14 protein-coding genes are annotated in these 16,264 nt (G+C 70.5%); 1 reads left to right on the plus strand and 13 read right to left on the minus strand.

Annotated features, from left to right (window positions below; translation table 11 throughout):
* The 9 genes from Q9R19_RS07390 to Q9R19_RS07430 form a co-directional block, all read right to left on the minus strand.
* Complete coding sequence (locus Q9R19_RS07390; protein WP_311255665.1) at positions 1–444, minus strand: DUF4233 domain-containing protein; 444 nt, start codon at positions 442–444, stop codon at positions 1–3.
* Positions 441–1,793, minus strand: coding sequence for a folylpolyglutamate synthase/dihydrofolate synthase family protein (locus Q9R19_RS07395; protein ID WP_311255666.1), 1,353 nt, complete (start codon positions 1,791–1,793; stop codon positions 441–443). Before Q9R19_RS07395 ends, Q9R19_RS07390 begins: the two co-directional genes overlap by 4 nt.
* Positions 1,790–5,167, minus strand: coding sequence for an isoleucine--tRNA ligase (ileS, locus tag Q9R19_RS07400; protein ID WP_311255667.1), 3,378 nt, complete (start codon positions 5,165–5,167; stop codon positions 1,790–1,792). The genes Q9R19_RS07395 and ileS overlap by 4 nt, the downstream gene beginning before the upstream one ends.
* Before the next feature lie 330 nt (positions 5,168–5,497).
* Positions 5,498–6,340, minus strand: coding sequence for a DUF559 domain-containing protein (locus tag Q9R19_RS07405; protein WP_311255668.1), 843 nt, complete (start codon positions 6,338–6,340; stop codon positions 5,498–5,500).
* A gap of 246 nt (positions 6,341–6,586) precedes the next feature.
* Positions 6,587–7,309, minus strand: coding sequence for a hypothetical protein (locus tag Q9R19_RS07410; protein WP_311255669.1), 723 nt, complete (start codon positions 7,307–7,309; stop codon positions 6,587–6,589).
* Positions 7,306–7,458 carry a CopG family transcriptional regulator gene (locus Q9R19_RS07415; protein ID WP_311255670.1) on the minus strand — a complete coding sequence of 51 codons (153 nt, stop codon included), beginning with the start codon at positions 7,456–7,458 and terminating at the stop codon, positions 7,306–7,308. Before Q9R19_RS07415 ends, Q9R19_RS07410 begins: the two co-directional genes overlap by 4 nt.
* A 9-nt stretch (positions 7,459–7,467) precedes the next feature.
* The gene (locus Q9R19_RS07420) at positions 7,468–8,442 is read right to left on the minus strand and encodes an ArsA family ATPase (protein WP_311255671.1); all 975 of its coding nucleotides are present in this window, start codon (positions 8,440–8,442) and stop codon (positions 7,468–7,470) included.
* The gene (locus Q9R19_RS07425; RefSeq protein WP_311255672.1) at positions 8,433–8,717 is read right to left on the minus strand and encodes a cory-CC-star protein; all 285 of its coding nucleotides are present in this window, start codon (positions 8,715–8,717) and stop codon (positions 8,433–8,435) included. Before Q9R19_RS07425 ends, Q9R19_RS07420 begins: the two co-directional genes overlap by 10 nt.
* A gap of 3 nt (positions 8,718–8,720) precedes the next feature.
* A complete protein-coding gene (locus Q9R19_RS07430) occupies positions 8,721–10,448 on the minus strand; it encodes a carbon starvation protein A (protein WP_311255673.1) in 1,728 nt (575 codons plus the stop codon).
* 120 nt (positions 10,449–10,568) lie between these two features.
* On the opposite strand from Q9R19_RS07430, the gene Q9R19_RS07435 reads away from it, so the two are divergent.
* Positions 10,569–11,219, plus strand: coding sequence for a pentapeptide repeat-containing protein (locus tag Q9R19_RS07435; protein ID WP_311255674.1), 651 nt, complete (start codon positions 10,569–10,571; stop codon positions 11,217–11,219).
* Between the two features lie 3 nt (positions 11,220–11,222).
* On the opposite strand, the gene Q9R19_RS07440 is transcribed toward Q9R19_RS07435, so the two are convergent.
* Genes Q9R19_RS07440 through Q9R19_RS07455 form a run of 4 tightly spaced genes read right to left on the minus strand, consistent with a single transcriptional unit; the run spans position 11,223 to position 16,111 of the window.
* Complete coding sequence (locus Q9R19_RS07440; protein ID WP_311255675.1) at positions 11,223–12,707, minus strand: ABC transporter ATP-binding protein; 1,485 nt, start codon at positions 12,705–12,707, stop codon at positions 11,223–11,225.
* Complete coding sequence (locus tag Q9R19_RS07445; protein ID WP_311255677.1) at positions 12,704–13,507, minus strand: ABC transporter permease; 804 nt, start codon at positions 13,505–13,507, stop codon at positions 12,704–12,706. The genes Q9R19_RS07440 and Q9R19_RS07445 overlap by 4 nt, the downstream gene beginning before the upstream one ends.
* Complete coding sequence (locus Q9R19_RS07450) at positions 13,504–14,466, minus strand: ABC transporter permease (protein WP_311255678.1); 963 nt, start codon at positions 14,464–14,466, stop codon at positions 13,504–13,506. The genes Q9R19_RS07445 and Q9R19_RS07450 overlap by 4 nt, the downstream gene beginning before the upstream one ends.
* A gap of 13 nt (positions 14,467–14,479) precedes the next feature.
* Entirely contained in the window at positions 14,480–16,111 is a 1,632-nt protein-coding gene (locus Q9R19_RS07455; protein WP_311255679.1) for an ABC transporter substrate-binding protein, read from the minus strand.
* Positions 16,112–16,264: the final 153 nt, after the last annotated feature.

Consider the following 16,264-nt stretch of genomic DNA (forward strand, 5'->3'; position numbering starts at 1 on the left):
TCATTCGCTCTCTGTGTGAGTCTCGGACTGAGGATGAGTCCCCGGCTGGGGATGAGTCTGGGGCTGTGCCCGGTCGGCGACGGCGCTGCGGTCCATCCGGGCCCCCACGATCGTCGCATATCCCCACATCCCGCCGAAAACCAGGGCAACGAGCGCGATCGCCGGGACGAGCAGCGCGGATGCCAGCACCAGGGCCTGCAGCATCCAGCCGACCGCGATGGCTCCGGGCCGCGCGATCGCGCCCGACAGGACGATCATCGCGACGGCGAGCGCACCGCCGCCGACGATCCCCCACCAGTCCGGGACGCTCGCCGGAAGCACGCCCAGGCCGTACACGGTGAGCCCGGCGAGGAACACCACGATCGCCTCGAAACCCAGCACGATCGCGCCGAGCTTCTGCGCCAGGGTGCGCGGTGCGCGCGTGCTCGGCGTGCGAGTGCTCATGCGCGCCATCCGCTCTTCCAATCCTCCTCCTCGGAGAGCAGCAGCGCCTCTCCGGCGAGCACGATCGAACCGGCGATCACGACGGCGCGGCGCTCGGAGGCCGCCGCCCATTCCCGGGCGGCGTCGGCGGCGTCGGCGAGCGTGGGGTGCACGCTCGCGCGGCGACCGCGGCCTTCGACCAGGTCTGCGATGTCATCCGCCTCCGCGGCCCGCGACGAGTCCGGCGACGTGGCGAACACCTCGGTGACCGCGGGCAGCAGACGATCGATGATGCCCGCCGCGTCCTTGTCGGCGAACACACCGAGCACCAGTCCCCACTCGTCGAAGTCGAAGCTGTCATCCAGCGCGCGCGCCAGCGATTCGGCGCCGTGCGGATTGTGCGCGGCATCCACCACCACGGTCGGCGCGATGCCGACCAGCTGAAGCCGGCCCGGCGAGGTCGCGTTCTGCAGCCCCTCCGTGATGACCCCGCCCGCGATGCGCTGCGTCGCACCGCCGATCAGCGACTCCACCGCGACCACCGCCAGCGCGGCGTTGTGACCCTGATGGGCGCCGTACAGCGGCAGGTACTCGTCGTCGTAGTCTCCCGCGAGGCCGTGGATGCTGATCAGCTGACCACCCACCGCGAGAGCCTGGGCCTTCAGGCCGAAGTCCTCGCCCTCGAATGCGATGCGTGCGTCGTTCTCCGCGGCGACACGACGCAGGACGGCGGCCACCTCGGGCCTCTGCTCGGCCGAGACGACGGCGGCGCCGTGCTTGATGATCCCGGCCTTGACCTCGGCGATCTTCTCCACCGTGTCGCCCAGGCGATCGGCGTGGTCCATCGCAATCGGCGCGAACACCGCCACGTCGCCGTCTGCGGTGTTCGTGGAGTCCCACGAACCGCCCATGCCGACCTCCAGCACCAGCACGTCCACCGGGGCATCCGCCGCCGCCACGAAGGCGAGGACCGTCAGCAGCTCGAAGAAGGTCAGCGCGGCGTCGCCGGCCGCCTCCAGCTCGGCATCCACGATCGCGATGAACGGCTCGATCTCGTCCCACGCGTCTGCGACGGCGGCATCCGCGATCGGCTCGCCGTCGATCATGATGCGCTCGGTGAAGCGCTTCAGATGCGGGCTGGTGAACAGGCCGGTGCGCAGCCCGTGCGCCCGCAGCAGGCTCTCGATCATGCGCGCCGTGGACGTCTTGCCGTTCGTGCCGGTGAGGTGCACCACGCGGTAGGTGCGCTGGGGATCGTCCAGCAGGGTCAGGATGCGGGCGACGCGCTCCTTGCGCGGCTGCACCCAGCGCTCCCCCGCCCGCTCCAGCAGCTTCTCGTACACGATGTCCGCACGCTGCACGTCGCTCATGAGTCCTCCTCGGGGACGTTCGCATCGATCGTGACGACGATGGCCTGCTTCCCGGGTCCGAGCGCCTTCGCGCCGCTGCGGAAGACACCGTCGTCCGGGCTCGTGACAGCCGCGAGAAGATCCTCGATCTCCTCGGTGGGCTGCACGGCGAAGCCGATCGCGAGGGTCTCCCCCGCGATCAGGTCGGCGTGCGTCTGCAGCGCCTCAGCGTTCGCGGGTGAGGCGTTCAGCGCGAGCACGATGCGGTCGCCGACATCCAGGCCGGCGTTCTTGCGCGCCTCCTGAACCACCCGGATCGCGTCGCGGGCCAGGCCCTCGGCCTCGAGCTCGGGCGTCGTCTGCGTGTCGAGCAGGATGAAGCCGCCGGACGGGATCAGCGCCAGTGCCTCACCCTCCGGGCGGCCCGTGGTCTCCAGCGCGAGCTCGTACTCGTGGGGCTGCAGCTCCACGCCGCCGGCGACGACGACGCCGTTCCACTCCTTCCACTGGCCCGCCTTGGCCGCCGCGATCACGCGCTGCACGTCCTTGCCCAGGCGCGGGCCGGCCGCGCGCGCATTCACGCTGAGCCGGTGGCTGATGCCGTACGCGGTGGCCGTGTCCTCCGCGAGCTGCACGAGCTCGACCGTCTTCACGTTGAGCTCCTCGCGGAGGATGCCCTCGAACCGGGCGAGGTTCGCCGCCAGCGGAGACACGACGGTGAGCCGCGCGAGAGGCAGACGCACCCGGAGCTTCTCCTTCTTGCGCAGGGCGTTGCCCACGCTGGAGATCTCGCGCACGGCATCCATGGCGTCCCGGATGTGATCGGCGGCGGGGAACGCCTCGGCGTCGGGCCAGTCGGTCAGGTGCACGCTGCGCCCGCCCGTCAGCCCCTGCCAGATCCGCTCGCTGACCAGCGGCACGAGCGGAGCCGCGATCCGCGTCAGCGTCTCCAGCACGGTGTACAGGGTGTCGAACGCCTCGCGGCTGGCCGGGTCGTCGGTCACGCCCTCCCAGAAGCGGTCGCGGGAGCGGCGGATGTACCAGTTGGTCAGCACCTCGGCGAAGTCGCGCAGACGCGCGGATGCCGTGGTGGAGTCCAGCCCTTCGAGGTCGGCGCGCATCTCGCGGACGAGGTCGCCGAGGCGCGCGAGGATGTAGCGGTCGAGCACGTCCGTGCTGTCGGTGCGCCACGTCGCCTCGTACCCATCGGACGCATTGGCGTATGTCGCGAAGAAGTACCACGAGTTCCACAGCGGCAGCAGGAACTCCCGGACGCCTGCCCGAATGCCCTCCTCGGTGACGGCGAGGTTCCCGCCGCGCAGCACCGAGCTGGACATGAGGAACCAGCGCATGGCATCCGAGCCGTCGCGGTCGAGCACCTCGCTGACGTCGGGATAGTTGCGCAGCGACTTCGACATCTTGTAGCCGTCGCTGCCGAGCACGATGCCGTGGCAACTGACCCCGGTGAAGGCGGGACGGTCGAACAGGGCGGTCGAGAGCACGTGCATCACGTAGAACCAGCCGCGGGTCTGCCCGATGTACTCGACGATGAAGTCGGCCGGAGCGTGCGAGTCGAACCACTCGTGGTTCTCGAACGGGTAGTGCACCTGCGCGTACGGCATCGAGCCCGAGTCGAACCACACGTCGAAGACGTCCTCGATGCGGCGCATCGTGCTCCGCCCGGTGGGGTCGTCGGGGTTCGGCCGGGTGAGGTCGTCGATGTACGGCCGGTGCAGGTCGATCTCGCCCTCGGGGTTGCGCGGCAGCGTGCCGAAGTCGCGCTCGAGCTCCGCCAGCGACCCGTATGCGTCGACGCGCGGGTACTCGGGGTCGTCGCTCTTCCAGATCGGGATCGGCGAGCCCCAGTAGCGGTTGCGGCTGATCGACCAGTCACGGGCGCCCTCGAGCCACTTGCCGAACTGCCCGTGCTTGACGTTCTCGGGCACCCAGGTGATCTGCTCGTTGTTCGCGAGAAGGCGGTCCTTGAGGTCGGTCACGCGGATGAACCAGCTCGAGACGGCCTTGTAGATGAGGGGGTTCCGGCAGCGCCAGCAGTGCGGGTACGAGTGCACGTAGCTCTGCTCGCGCAGCATCCGTCCGCTCTCCTGGAGAAGACGGATCAGGGGACGATTCGCGTCCATCCACAGCTGACCGGCCACGTCGGCGACGCTCGGCAGAAACCTGCCGCCGTCGTCGAGCGAGAGGATGGTCGGGATGCCGGCGGCGGTCGTCACGCGCTGGTCGTCCTCGCCGTAGGCGGGGGCCTGGTGCACGATGCCGGTGCCGTCAGTGGTGGTGACGTAGTCGTCGACGAGGATGCGCCACGCCTTCTCGGTGCCCCAGGCCTCGGCATCCGCGTAGTAGTCGAACAGCCGGTCGTAGGTGACGTCCTCGAGCTCCCTGCCGCGCACGCTCTGCTGCACCGCGGCGAGCGCGTCCTCGGCGGACTCGTACCCGAGGTCCTTGGCGTAACCTGCCAGCAGGTCGCGCGCCAGCAGATACCGGTGCGCGTCGCTCTCGGCCGGGTCGTCACCGGGCACGATGTCGGCCGCCCCGTTCGGGCCGGCGGGCAGCACGACGTACTCGATCTCGGGACCGACGACCAGCGCGAGGTTGGTCGGCAGCGTCCACGGCGTGGTGGTCCAGGCCAGCGCGCGCACGGCGGTGAGTCCGAGCGACTCGGCCTTGGCGCCGGTCAGCGGGAAGGTGACGGTGACCGACGGATCCTGACGGTCCTGGTAGACGTCGTCGTCCATGCGCAGCTCGTGCGCCGACAGCGGGGTCTCGTCTCGCCAGCAGTACGGCAGCACCCGGTACCCCTCATAGGCGAGGCCCTTGTCGTAGAGCGTCTTGAACGCCCACAGCACGCTCTCCATGTAGTCGACGTCGAGGGTCTTGTACCCGCGCTCGAAGTCCACCCACCGCGCCTGGCGCGTCACGTAGTCCTGCCACTCGCGCGTGTAGGTGAGCACCGAATCCCGCGCCTTCGCGTTGAAGACGTCGATGCCCATGTCCTCGATCTCGTGCTTCTCGGTGAGGCCGAGCTGCTTCATCGCCTCGAGCTCGGCCGGCAGGCCGTGCGTGTCCCACCCGAACACGCGGTCGACCTTCTTGCCGAGCATGGTCTGGAAGCGCGGGAAGACGTCCTTGGCATAGCCGGTGAGCAGGTGCCCGTAGTGCGGCAGACCGTTGGCGAACGGGGGGCCGTCGTAGAAGACCCACTCGTCGGCGCCCTCGCGCTGCGCGATGGAGGCACGGAACGTGTCATCGTTCTTCCAGTAGTCGAGGACCTCGGTCTCGATCTCGGGGAAGCGCGGGCTCGGAGTGACGGCGGCCGGGCCGAAGGCCGATTCGGCATGGGTCCCTGAGCTTGTCGAAGGGCGCGGATAGGTCATCGTGTCTCGCAGTGGTCGTGGGCGGATGCTGCTGCGAGGACGATCCTCGCGGACCGCGGTACCACCTCGCGTGCTCCGCCTCACGGCGATGCCACTCTCACTGCGGCGATGACGGGCCTGCCCCGCTCGGTTCTAGTGGGCCCGAGGGCCGTTCTTCCGAGAGCTCCCCGGTGATGGCCGGATCAGCGCTTGTGCAGCCATTCTACGCGCATCCGCTGCGGCCCCGCCCCGACGTTCGTGCGCTTCGCGCGGGGATGTGCACCTGCCGCGGACCGAATCCGGGAATCCGTCCGCGCGAAGGGCACTTCTCCGCGCGGAGCGCCGGCGAACTCAGGCGGCGAGATGCAGTCCCTGCGCCACTGCCCGCATGACGAGGTCCTGGACAGTGGGCCAGTCGAACATCACCTGCGCGTAGGACACGCGGATGACGTGGTAGCCGAGAAGTGCGACCTCGGCGTCGTGCCGGATGTCCTCTGAGCGCTGTGCGCCGACGTGGTGCTTCCCGTCGATCTGCAAGACCAGACGTGCCCCGATCAGCGCGTCCACCCGGTGGCCATGAATCCATGCCTGGATGCGCAGCGGCAGGCGCAGCCAGCGCAGTCTCGTGCGCAGGTAGGTCTCGAGACCGGCATCCGCGAATGGCGACGCCTCCGCGAGCACGCGCCGTGCCGCGGGACGCAAGGGCAGACGCGCGAGGGCCGCCATCTCGACCAGGCCCTGGTTGAGTGCGGAATCCCACGTGGCGAGCGCCTGCTCGAACGGCTCGCACTCGGCGATGTAGGCGAGCACGTTCTCGATCGGGTCCACGAGCGCATCGGGATCTCGCGGGACGAGCGGTGCACCCCAGTGCACCTTCGCGAGAACCTCGACGTGCCCCGTGCGTGTGGGCGGCACTGCGACGTGGGGCGGTCCGGCGGCATCGTGCAGCCACAGCTTGTAGTACTGAGCCCCGGTGCGACACGTGAGCACGACGCCGAACTTCGCGGCATCGTGGAACATCCGTGGCGCGCCGGCAGCCGCAAGCCATCCTCGACGCGGACGCACCAGCAGTCCTCGATCCACGGCGGTCTCGATCATGCGCCTGCCGAAGCCCTGCTCCTTCACACGCTGCACCCGCACAACTCCTCCCTGAGCGGAGATGAACGCCATGAGAGCACTGATGTCGGAGACCATGCCGACAGCCTGCACGATCCACGGGCCGGCATGCGCGCTGGGCCAGGACCTGTGGACAACCTCTTCGAAGAGCATGGCTGTGGAGGAAGAACAGCTCACCGTGTCGGCCTGCGCTTCGCGCGGGGATGTGCACCTGCCGCGGACCGATTCCCGGAATTCATCCGCGGGAAGCGTACTTCTCCGCGCGGAGCGCACGCGCCGGCGGCCCGGGAGAGTGGGACGGAGAGTGCCGCAGGGGCGTACCGCTCACTCTTCGCGGTGGTAGCCGTACAGGTCGGTCTGGACACCGTTGATCCAGACGTCGGGGTCGGCGATGCGGATGGTGCGGCCGTAGGACTCGTCGATGACGGATGCCTGGAAGCCGGCCTCGCGCAGTCGTCGGGCGAGCGCGTCGAGATCGCCGCTCGCCTGGAACGACAGTCCGAATCCCTGCCCCTCGGACTCGGAGCGGCCGGACGCCGAATGCAGCCCGACGGATCCGCCGCCGGGCGCCCGCATCTCGACCCAGCCGCCGCCGTCGGAGACGACACCGGCGCGCAGGCCGAGGGCTTCGAGGATGCCCCGAGCCTCGGCGATGTCGTCCTGGAACCAGATCGTCTGCACGCCGACGTCGCCGACACCGGCGTCCCGGCCACCGGCGAACACGGTGACGACCAGGCCGGATGCCGCCCGCACCGTGAGCATCTCCCCCACGCCCTCCATGTCACCGCGCGTGACGTCCCGGTGCACGAGAGCGGCCGCCGCGGCATCCAGGTCATCGACGAGCACGTTCAGCTCCACGGTTCCGGGCGGCAGCTCGGGCATGGCGTGGTGCACTGCCAGGCCGCCGTCGCCGTGGAACTCGCCCCACTCCGGCGACGGCGGGTACGGGGCGGTGAAGCCGAGCGCCTCGGCGAGCGCGTGCCAGCGCTCCGGAGCATCGGTGAAGACGTTCTGCTGGACGGTTGCGTTCCGGACCGTGGCGCTCATGGCTGCTTCCCCTCGAGGTGCTCGCGCAGCACCCGCTCGACGAGCGCCGACAGGCTGGAGCCCTCGTCGATCGCCCGGTGCTTGACCGCGCGCACGAGATCGGAGGGCAGGTACACGTTGAACTGCACCTTCGGCTCATTTGACTGCATGCTAGCAATCTAGCCGCCAGGCGCGTCCTCCACAAGATCCGCCAGCCGTGCCAGCGCGTCCTGACCGGTGAGCTCCCCCGCGATCAGCGGCACCTGCAGCAGCGGTGCCTCGGGCACCTGCTCCTGAACGCGTCTCAGCTGGAGGTCCTCGGCATCCCGCCGCATGCGCAGCAGATCACCGGCATCCTCCGGCGACCTCCGGTTCGCGATCAGCGCCGCCACCTCCACGTGCATCCCGCGCAGGCTCTCCACCACCTCGAGCGTCTCGGCGACGGGCAGAGCCTCGGCCGTGAGGACGACGACGAAGCCGGTGCGGTCCGCGTCGGTGATCTGCCGCTGCAGCGCCTCGAAGCGATCGCGGCGGCGCTGCAGCGTGCGACGCAGCTGCGCCTGCGACTCCGCCTCCCGATCCGATCGGCCCGTGAGGCTGCGCATCGCCGCGGAGAAGCGCTCCGACCGGTCGCGGTTGCGCAGCAGCGTGTCCGTCCAGCCGGCCAGCTGTCCTGGCAGCGCGAGCAGCCGCAGGGTATGACCGGACGGCGCCGTGTCGAAGACGACCGCGTCGTAGTCATGCTGCCCGGCCTCGGCGAGCTCCGCGATGCGCTCCAGCACCGCCGATTCGTGACTCCCCGGCGCGTGCCGCGCCCGCTCCAGGTGCTCGCGCGCCGGGCCGTGCTGCCGCTCGGGCAGCATCCGCACCATCGTCGCCTCGACCGCGGCGAGGTGGCGGTCGATCGTCGCGTGCGGGTCGATCTCGACTCCGTCGAGCAGGCCGGAGCCGAACTCGGCGAGTCGCACGGGTGCATCGCCGACCCGGCGTCGCCAGAGGTGCCCGAGATTGTGCGCGGGATCGGTCGAGACCACCAGCATCCGCTCCCCGGCTCGCGCACGGGCCAGCGCGAGAGCGGATGCCAGGGAGGTCTTGCCGACGCCGCCCTTGCCCCCGACGAACAGCAGCGGGCGACGCAGGGCGGCTAGCAGCATGACATGGCATCCAGGGGCGATCGGGGCATGCCCATCCGGCGATGCCAGGCGTGGAAGTCCGCGGCGAGCAGCGGCATCAGCTCGGCGCTGTAGTACGCCGACGGGTCGGGCACACCCAGAGCCTCACCGAGGACGATGAGAGCGAACAGGTCGTCCTCGTCGCGCTGCTCGCGCGCCAGGGTCTGCCGGTAGGGGCCGGCGTAGTACTCCACGAGCCCCTGCTGGATGGTCCTCCAGCGCGCGGCGACGCGCTGGAGGACCGGAGAGTCCGGCATCGGTCAGACCTCTTCGCGGACCGCCTGCAGCTCGGCGTCCTCGTTCTCGTCCTCGGGCGGACCGGCGGCGGCGCGGCGCATGGCGACGACCGCTTCGACCGCCACCCACACGCTCGAGGCGATGATGATGACATCCAGCGCGAACAGCAGCCAGTCCGGTCCGCCCGGGTCGGCGAAGGACACGAGCTGCTCGATGGCCGCCCAGAACGACAGCACGAACACCAGCACGAGCGGGATCAGCGCCGGCAGCGGGTTGCGCCGCTTGCGCAGCAGCATGACCGCGATGATCGACAGCGTCAGCGACGCCATCAGCTGGTTGGTGGTGCCGAACAGCGGCCAGATCCGCAGGCCTCCGTCGCCCGCCAGGCCCTGCGAGAAGGTCAGGCCGAGACCGACCACGACGACGATGATCGTCGCGGGGACCTTGGTGATCCGGAACTTCATGGCCTCGCCCATCTCCTGCACCACGAAGCGGAGCAGTCGCATGCCGGTGTCCATGGTGGTGGCCGCGAACAGCACCGCCATGGTGGCCAGCACCGTCGCGCTGAGCGAGGCGGGCAGTCCGATGCCCGCCTGCATCAGGGCGCCGCCGCCCTGCACGAACGCGGTCACGCCCCCTGCGCCGAAGGCGCTGTAGATCTCGTTCCACTCGGCCACCGTGCGGAAGCCGGCGATGACGGCGAGGATCGTGCCCAGTGACAGCAGGCCCTCTCCGACGGCGCCGAAGTAGCCGACGAAGCGCGCGTCGGTCTCCTTGTCGAGCTGCTTCGAGCTGGTGCCGGAGGACACCATGCCGTGGAAGCCCGAGATCGCACCGCACGCGATCGTCACGAACAGCAGCGGCACCATGCTGGGCGTGCCCTCGGGCACGGCGCCGTTGAGCATGGGGGCGACGATCTCCGGGGCGGCGCCCGAGAACAGCGTCGCCGTGAGCACCGAGCCGAACAGCAGGATCAGGCCGATGAACAGCTGCACGCCGTTGATGTAGTCGCGTGGCTGCAGCAGCATCCACACCGGCAGGAGCGACGCGATCGCTCCGTAGACGAAGAGCGCGAGGATCCAGAACGTCGCGGGCCCCATGCCCAGGAAGTCGTCCGGCAGCACCACGGGAACCCGGTCGCCGACGACGATCAGCCCGTACAGGGCGACCACGCCCACGATGGTCACCCACAGCAGCGGCCAGCGCAGGCGGTAGACGGCGATGCCGACCAGCAGCGCCACCACGATCGCACCCCAGGTGGGGATGACCGCGCTCGGCGTGCTGATCAGCAGGTTCTTGATCACGACGGCGAACGCGGCGATGACCATCAGCAGCAGCAGGAAGATGACCACCAGGAACAGGCTCGCACCGCGCTTGCCGATGTAGCGCGCGGAGAGCGCGCCGATCGAGCGGCCCTTGTTGCGGTTCGAGGCCCACAGCGCACCCAGATCGTGCATGCCGGCGAAGAACACGGTGCCGATGGTGACCCACAGGAACGCGGGCAGCCACCCCCAGATCACCGCGATCGCCGGTCCGACGATGGGAGCGGCGCCTGCGACGGAGGTGAAGTGGTGCCCCCAGAGGATGAACTTGTTCGTCGGCACGTAGTCGACGCCGTCGTTGAGCTCGTGCGCGGGTGTCGTGAACGACGCGTCCAGCTTGTAGACGCGCCGGCTCAGATAGCGGGAGTAGAAGATGTACCCGGCGGCGAAGATCGCCAGGCCGATGAGCATCAGCAGAACGGGGGACATGGGGAGGTCTCCTTTCATCGGTGACCACGTCGTCACGATTCCTCCCACCGTAACAGCCTGGGAGTCCGCTGTGAGCGATGGTCGGGGTCGCGTGTCCGGGCTGTGCCGTAGGATCGCCGGATGCCGCGATCCCCGTCCTCCCTTCAGGCCCCGCGCGTGTCCGCACCCGATCTCCCCGACCACCTGGATGCCGCCCGGCCGCAGCGCAGCGCGGAACTGCTCTCCGCGCGCATCGAGCTGTCCGGCGACGTGGACCTGGCGCACTCGACGCTCGAGCAGTGCGTGCTCGCCGGCAGCGCCGAGAGCCTGGAGCTGACCGGTGCGACGCTGATGGACATCGACATGAGCGGACTGCGCATCGTGGAGCTGCGAGCCCGCGACGCGACCCTGCGGCGCGTGCGCCTCTGCGGCGGCCGGATCGGCACGCTCGATCTCAGCGACACCCGCATCCACGAGCTGGAGCTGAGCGGGGTCCGCATCGACTATCTGACGCTCGGCGGCACCAAGGCCGTGGACGTGCGCATCGACGACTGCCAGATCACCGCGCTCGACCTGCCCGCAGCCACCCTCACCCGCGTCGCATTCTCGGAGACGCGCGCGGACGAGGTCGACCCGCGCGAACTGCGCGCCGAGCACGTCGACCTGCGCGGACTCGACGCGCTGTCCTTCCTGGACGTGACCTCGCTGCGCGGCACGACCCTCTCCGTGCTGCAGGTCCAGCAGCTGTCGCCGGTGCTCGCGGCATCCGCCGGCATCTTCGTGCGGGACTGAGCCCTATCCCCCGGCCGCGAGCAGTTCGCGCGTGAACGGATGCCGGGGAGCCGCGAACACGTCAGCCGCCGCGCCCTGTTCCACGATCACCCCGTCCTGCATGACCAGCACGTCGTCGCTGACCGCGGCGACGACGGCGAGGTCGTGCGAGACGAACACCATCGTGAGGGCGCGTTCCCGCTGCAGCCGGTGCAGCAGGTCGAGCACGCGCTGCCGCACGGTCGGATCCAGTGCCGAGACGGGCTCGTCCAGGACGAGCACCTGCGGGTCCGCCGCGAGCGCACGGGCGATCGCGGCGCGCTGGCGCTGACCACCGGAGAGCTCGTGGGCGCGACGACGTGCGAGCGCGGCGTCCAGGCCGACCTCGGCCAGCAGCTCGAGCGACCGCGCTGCACGGGCCGCACGGGGCACCCCGGCGGCCTGCAGCGCCTCACGCAGGGAGCGGCCGATCGTCCACCGCGGATCGAATGCGCCGAGCGGGTTCTGGTGCACCAGCTGCACCCGCTGCGGCGAGACCCACTCGAACGCCCCGGAATCCGGATGCTGCACGCCGACGATCATGCGTGCGAGCGTCGTCTTGCCCGAACCGGACTCCCCCACGACGCCCAGCGTGCTCCCGGACCGCAGCGTGAAGCCCGCCCCCACGACGGCGGGCCGATCGAACGACTTCGAGACGTCGACGGCGCGCAGCAGCGGTGCTCCCGAGGCGAGTGCGGCCGGTCGCGCGGCCGGCGTGCTTGCCGCCACGAGCTCGCGCGCGTGATCGCTGCGCGGCGACCTCATCACCTCGCTCACCGAGCCCTGCTCGACGATGCGACCCGCCCGCATGACGATCACGCGGTCGGCGACCCTGCGCACAGCGGCGAAGTCGTGACTGATGAACACCACGGCGCGGCCGCCGTCCGCGATGCCGCGCAGCAGCTCCAGGATGCGGGCCTGCACGGTGGCATCCAGCGCCGTCGTCGCCTCGTCGGCGACGATCACCGCGGGGTCGGCCGCGAGCGCCGAGGCGATCAGCGCGCGCTGCCGCAGCCCGCCGGACAGCTGGTGGGGGTGACTGAGCGCACGACGCTCCGGATCGGGGATCGACACCGAGGCGAGCAGCTCGCGCACGCGGCGCGGGCGATCAGCGGCGTGCAGCCCGTGGATCTCCATCGGCTCGGCCACCTCGCGTCCGATCCGACGCAGCGGATCGAGCGCCGCCAGCGCGTCCTGCGAGACCAGCGCGATCCCGCGCCCGCGCAGCCGGCGCCACCCGGATTCGCCCAGCCGCGCGGCATCCGTGCCCGCGATGTGCAGCCGCGAGGTCTCCGCCGACGCCCCCGCGGGCAGCAGCCCCAGCAGCGCCCGTGCGGTCAGCGACTTGCCCGCGCCGGACTCCCCGACGATGGCCACGCACTCCCCCGGCTGCACGGTGAACGACACGTCGTCCACCACCGTGCGCTCGCCGAACGCGATGCGCAGCCCCTGCACGTCCACGGCGCTCATGCGTCCCGCCCCTCCATCCGCGCCCGCAGCGCCCTGCCCAGCACGGTCGCGCTGATGACGGTCAGGGTGATCGCCAGCCCCGGGAACACCGAGATCCACCATGCCTGACCGAGCACGTTGCGGCCGCCGGCGAGCATGAGCCCCCACTCGGGCTGCGGCTCGGCGGGACCGAGCCCCAGGAAGCTCAGGCCCGCGGCGGCGAGGATCGCCGAGCCGATGCCGATGGTGGCGAGCACGCTCAGCGAGCCCAGCACGCCCGGCACGACATGCCGGACGAACGCCCGCATCCGCCCCACCCCGAGGATCCGCGCGGCCTCGACGTGCTCGGCGACGCGCAGCGTGCGGGTCTGCGTGCGTGCCAGCCGGATGTACACCGGGACGGCCGCGATCGTCACGGCGATCGCGACGTTCACCCCGCCCGGCCCGAGCACGGCCACGACGATCAGGGCGACCAGGAACTCCGGGAACGCCAGGAGGATGTCGGTCACGCGCATCAGCACGGCATCCGTCCACCGCGGCGCGATGCCGGACAGCGCACCGACCGCGAGGCCGGCCACGAGCGCCAGCGCCGTGGCGAGCAGGCCGATGCCCGCCGAGCGCGCGGCGCCGTGCACGACGCGCGAGAGCACGTCCCGGCCGGACTGATCCGTGCCGAACAGGTGCGCGGCACTGGGCGGCTGCAGCGCGGAGCGCACATCCGTCTGCAGCGGATCGTGCGCCGCCAGCAGGTCGGGGGCGATCGCAGCGAGCGCCACGAGCGCGAGGAACGCCCCGGCCGCCCAGAGACCTGCGGTTCTCATCTCCGCTCCCCGATCGCGGGGGCCTCGAAGCGACCCGACGCACCCAGGCGCGGGTCGATGAACGGATGCAGCAGCTCCACCAGCACGTTCACGATCACGAACACCAGCGCGCTGAGCATGATGATGCCGGCGACCACGGGCAGGTCGCGGTTGACGATCGCCGCGAGGGTGACCCGCCCGAGTCCTGGCCGGGCGAAGACGGTCTCCACGAGCACCGCGCCGCCGAGCAGCGAGCCGATCAGGTAGGCGGTGAGCGTGAGCGCGTTCGCCGCCCCGTGTCGCAGCGAATGGTGCAGCACCAGCCGGGTGGGGCCGGCACCGCGGGCTCGGACGGTCTCGGCGAAGGGCTGCCGCTCGGCCTGGTCCATGCCGTCGCGCAGCACCTGGCCGATGAGAGCCGCGACGGGCAGCGCCAGCGTCACCGCCGGCAGCACCAGCGTGGCCGGCGTGCGGGAACCCGCCACCGGGAACCAGCCCAGTCCGAACGCGAAGACCGCCAGCAGCACCAGGCCGATCCAGAACACCGGCGAGGACAGCACGATCAGCTCGGCCGTCACCACCATGCCCCGCGCCGCCCCTCGCCGCGCGAGCAGCGCCGCGGCGAGCGCGAGCACGAGCGCGATCAGCAGGGCCGCCGCCGTCAGCTGGACGGTCGGGCCCAGCTGACGGCCGATCACCTCGGTCACCGGCAGGCGCAGCTGGTACGAGCGGCCCAGGTCACCGTGCAGCAGCCCGCCGAGGTACGAGAGGTACTGCTCCAGCGGCGGCCGGTCCAAGCCGAGCTCGGCGCGGATGCCCGCCTTCACCTCGTCGCTCACCCTCGACTGCGGCCCGAGCATCACCGAGACCGCGTCGCCGGGGATGATCCGGAACGCGAGGAACGCGAGCGTCGCCGCGCCCCACAGGACGATGCAGACGGATGCCAGGATCCCGGCGATCCGGATCAGTGCGCGCGACACGGCGGAGGAGCGCTCAGCCGGCCAGGCTCACCGTGTAGAACTGCGGGCGCCCGTACAGGTCGTAGGACAGCTCGTGCACGCTCTTGTCGGCCGCCGTGATCAGCGACGAGACGTACAGCGGGACGATGGCCACGTGCTCGACGTTCCACTGCTGCACCTGCTGGTAGATCTTCGCGCGGGGGGCGGTGTCGGTGGTGGACAGACCTTCCTGCAGCAGCTCGTCGAGCTGCGGGTCGCTCACCTGCGAGGCGTTCTGGAAGCCGTCGGTGCCGAGGTGATTGCGCAGCAGGTCCGCGTCGACGCCGGAGTAGTCCCAGTCGGTGAGGTCGTAGGTCTTCGGACCGTACTGGTCGTTGTAGGCGGCGGGCTCGAGGGTCTCGCGGACGATCTCGAAGCCGACCTTCTTCAGATCCGACTGGATGGCGTTCGCGAGGGCGGTGCGGTCGTCGGAGATCGGCGTCCACGCGATCCAGCGCGCCGAGAGTCGCTTGCCGTCCTTCGTGCGGTATCCCTCGTCGTCCCGGCCGGTCCAGCCCGCCTCTTCGAGCAGCGCGTTCGCCTTGTCGGGGTCGAACGCCCAGGTGCCCTCGAGGCTCTCGTCGTATCCGGGAGTGGTGGGACCGAGGATGCTCCAGGCCCGCGGGAACTCGCCGAAGAAGATCTGCTTCACGGCGGCGTCCACGTCGATGGACAGCTCGAACGCCTGGCGCACCTTCTGGTCGGCGAACACGCCGTACTTCTCGTTGAGGAACAGCGAGTACGGCAGGCCCGGGTACTCCCTGGCCGTCGCCGTGACGTCGTCGCCGAGGTCCTTCACGACGTTCGGCGGCAGCTGGCTGGCGACGTCCGCTTCGCCGGAGCCGAGCACGCCGGCCCGGACGGATGCCTCGGGTAGCAGCTCCACGCGCAGCGTCTTGATCGCGGGCTTCCCTGCGCCGTCCGGACCCCAGGCGTAGTCGTCGTTGCGGGTGTAGACGATCTCCTGGTCGGCGGTGTACTCGGTGAGCACGAACGGACCGGTGCCGATGTTCACGTCGGGACCGCCGGCCTTGAGCCGATCCGCTGAGCTCTCCAGCACCTTCGGCGACCAGAAGCCCAGCTGCGCGGTGCTCGCGGCCTGCAGGAACGGCGCGTACGGCGCCGTGAAGTCGACCTCGACGGAGTACTGCGAGAGCACCTTCGTGCCCGCGTACAGCTCGCTGCCCAGCATCGCCTCGGCGGACGCGGACTCGGTCTTCGGATCGATGATGCGGTCGAAGTTCGCCTTGACCGCCGCCGCGTCGAACGGGGTGCCGTCCGTGAAGGTGACGTCGTCGCGCAGCTCGAACGTGTACGACCTGCCGTCGTCGGAGACCTTCCAGCTCTTCGCCAGCCACGGCGAGAACGATCCGTCGGGCTCCTGGAACACCAGCGAGTCCAGCACCTGGCGCTGGACCATGGCCGAGACGTCGAGCTGGCTGGTCTGCGGATCCATGTGGCCGTTGGCGAGGTTGGCGCCCTCGATCGCCCAGACCAGCTCGGCGTCCGGGTCGGGAGCACCCGCATCCCCGTCGCCGGCGGGGGCGGCGCAGGCACTCAGCACGAGGGCGGATGCTGCGGCCAGCGCCGCGAGCGGAAGAAGACGACGCACGAAGAAGGAAGGCATACGGGAACCTCGGCAGAGTGCGGAAGGGGTGCTGTCCCATGCTACCGGTGATTCTTGGACAGGGTCGATCTACGCCCCGACGACGCCGGATGCGGATGCCGGGTAGACTCGCCCCACAACCCACACTCAGGCACGCTCACACAGTGCCGCACA

Source organism: Microbacterium sp. ARD32 (assembly GCF_031844385.1).
GTDB lineage: Bacteria > Actinomycetota > Actinomycetes > Actinomycetales > Microbacteriaceae > Microbacterium.

What these genes read in the sequence shown, in the direction of transcription:
- Q9R19_RS07395 (WP_311255666.1), bottom strand. Translation starts at nt 1,793, where the DNA reads ATGAGCGACGTGCAGCGTGCGGACATCGTGTACGAGAAGCTGCTGGAG.
- Q9R19_RS07455 (WP_311255679.1), bottom strand. Translation starts at nt 16,111, where the DNA reads ATGCCTTCCTTCTTCGTGCGTCGTCTTCTTCCGCTCGCGGCGCTGGCC.
- Q9R19_RS07405 (WP_311255668.1), bottom strand. Translation starts at nt 6,340, where the DNA reads ATGGTCTCCGACATCAGTGCTCTCATGGCGTTCATCTCCGCTCAGGGA.
- Q9R19_RS07420 (WP_311255671.1), bottom strand. Translation starts at nt 8,442, where the DNA reads ATGCTGCTAGCCGCCCTGCGTCGCCCGCTGCTGTTCGTCGGGGGCAAG.
- Q9R19_RS07445 (WP_311255677.1), bottom strand. Translation starts at nt 13,507, where the DNA reads ATGAGAACCGCAGGTCTCTGGGCGGCCGGGGCGTTCCTCGCGCTCGTG.
- Q9R19_RS07410 (WP_311255669.1), bottom strand. Translation starts at nt 7,309, where the DNA reads ATGAGCGCCACGGTCCGGAACGCAACCGTCCAGCAGAACGTCTTCACC.
- Q9R19_RS07415 (WP_311255670.1), bottom strand. Translation starts at nt 7,458, where the DNA reads ATGCAGTCAAATGAGCCGAAGGTGCAGTTCAACGTGTACCTGCCCTCC.
- Q9R19_RS07435 (WP_311255674.1), top strand. Translation starts at nt 10,569, where the DNA reads ATGCCGCGATCCCCGTCCTCCCTTCAGGCCCCGCGCGTGTCCGCACCC.
- Q9R19_RS07425 (WP_311255672.1), bottom strand. Translation starts at nt 8,717, where the DNA reads ATGCCGGACTCTCCGGTCCTCCAGCGCGTCGCCGCGCGCTGGAGGACC.
- Q9R19_RS07390 (WP_311255665.1), bottom strand. Translation starts at nt 444, where the DNA reads ATGAGCACTCGCACGCCGAGCACGCGCGCACCGCGCACCCTGGCGCAG.
- Q9R19_RS07430 (WP_311255673.1), bottom strand. Translation starts at nt 10,448, where the DNA reads ATGTCCCCCGTTCTGCTGATGCTCATCGGCCTGGCGATCTTCGCCGCC.
- Q9R19_RS07440 (WP_311255675.1), bottom strand. Translation starts at nt 12,707, where the DNA reads ATGAGCGCCGTGGACGTGCAGGGGCTGCGCATCGCGTTCGGCGAGCGC.
- ileS (WP_311255667.1), bottom strand. Translation starts at nt 5,167, where the DNA reads ATGACCTATCCGCGCCCTTCGACAAGCTCAGGGACCCATGCCGAATCG.